At 66.6% G+C, this 1,564-nt stretch carries 1 protein-coding gene; it reads right to left on the reverse strand.

Features of this window, described 5'->3' with window-relative positions; all coding sequences use genetic code 11:
* Positions 1-1,216, reverse strand: a 1,216-nt coding sequence (locus tag SGA01_RS40725; RefSeq protein WP_141303470.1) for an IS110 family RNA-guided transposase, incomplete at its 3' end; no start/stop codon positions are given.
* Positions 1,217-1,564 lie beyond the last annotated feature (348 nt).

The following is a 1,564-nucleotide window of genomic DNA, read 5'->3' on the forward strand; positions in this document are numbered from 1 at the left end:
TTGTTTCGTCGTAGGTGTGGCCGTTCTGGAGGCAGTGGAACAGCATGCCCATGAAGCGGTTGAAGAGGTTCCGCTGTGCTGCGACGTGACGGTCGCCGGCTGCTCGTCGGCGGTCGTAGTGGGCTCTGGCGCCTGGCGACCTGGTGAGAGAGTTGAAGGCCCAGACGTAGCCGACTGCGGCCAGCCTCTGGTTTTTGACCCTTCGGCTCATGACCCTGCAGCTCTTGCCGCTGGCCCTGGTGACCGGGGCGCTTCCCGCGTAGGCCTTGAGGGATCCGGCAGTGGCGAAGCGGGTCCGGTCGTCGCCGATCTCCGCCAGGACCCGGGCGCCGGTCAGTGCGGCGAGCCCCGGAAAGCTGCGGATGACCGGCGCGTCCGGATGCTCGTCGAAGGTCTGTGTGACGGCCTCTTCGAGCTGGTCGGCGTTGTCGCAGGCGGTGTTCAGCTGCCTGAGCAGAGCGGAAGTCTGATGTCCCAGAGCCGCTTCGACCTGCGGGAGCTGATGCAGGTAATCGCGCTTGAAGACCTCGTGGAGTCTTTCGGCTTCGGCCTGGATGCCACGGACGCGGCCGGCCTGTTTGAGCAGCGACTGCAGACGCCTCCGTGTCAGCTTCGCAGCCGATGTCGGAGTCGGCGCCGCGGCCAGGATGCTGCGGGCCTCCCGCGAGCACAGGCCGTGCTTGTGCTGGGCGAAGGCGGCGAGGATCGCCGGGTAGAACTCTCTGAGCTGGGAGCGAAGCTTGTTGTGGGCCTGGCCGCGGGCCCAGACGGCGTCCTGCTGAGCACGGGCGAGCACAGCGATGGCCTGGACGAGCTCGGAGTCCGCCGGCAGCGGGCGGTGGGCGGCCATGTCGGTCCGCAGGATGTTGGCCAGGGCCGCGGCGTCGACGGCGTCCGACTTCTTGCGGGCGACGGAGTGCCGGTCCCGGTAGCGGGCGACCGCCAGCGGATTGATCGCGAAGACCGGTCGGCCGGTGGCCCGCAGGCAGGCGACAAGCAATCCGCGTGACGTCTCGATCGCCACCGGAATAGGAGATTCCTCGCTGTCGCCGTGCTCGCCCAGCAGAGCCATGAGCTGGGCAAACCCTGCGGCATCGTCGCTGATCCGCACCTTGGCGAGCTGATGTCCACCCGCATCGAACAGTGCAATGTCGTGGTGGTCTTCGGCCCAGTCCACCCCGCAGAACACTGGCGTCGATAATCCGGCGATCTCCATCCGGCTCCTCCTTCGTGACGACTCTCTTCCCAGGTCAGAGCCTGTGCAGGGCACGCGTGCTCCCTAATGGAAGTGCTCAAGGCACGTCATCCCACCAGCCGTTCGCAACCCCAGCGAGTCACACGGCCCTCGGTCCGCGTCAGAGCTGAAAGCTCAAGGCAGAACTGAGAGGTGATCCGCGCAACCGGCTCGGACTACGAACAGCCAACCGCTCGAAAGCCGCAGCCGGTCCGTCCTGCAGCAACAGGACCTCCTCGAGGCCCCTGCAGAACGATTCACGACTGATTCCGAACACTCCTGCCCGGACTGCTGGGCGCGAGCCGGCCTCGTCTTGTCAACAGAGCTCTC

The sequence above is a fragment of the Streptomyces gardneri genome (genome assembly GCF_006539185.1).
In the GTDB taxonomy this organism is placed as follows: domain Bacteria; phylum Actinomycetota; class Actinomycetes; order Streptomycetales; family Streptomycetaceae; genus Streptomyces; species Streptomyces gardneri.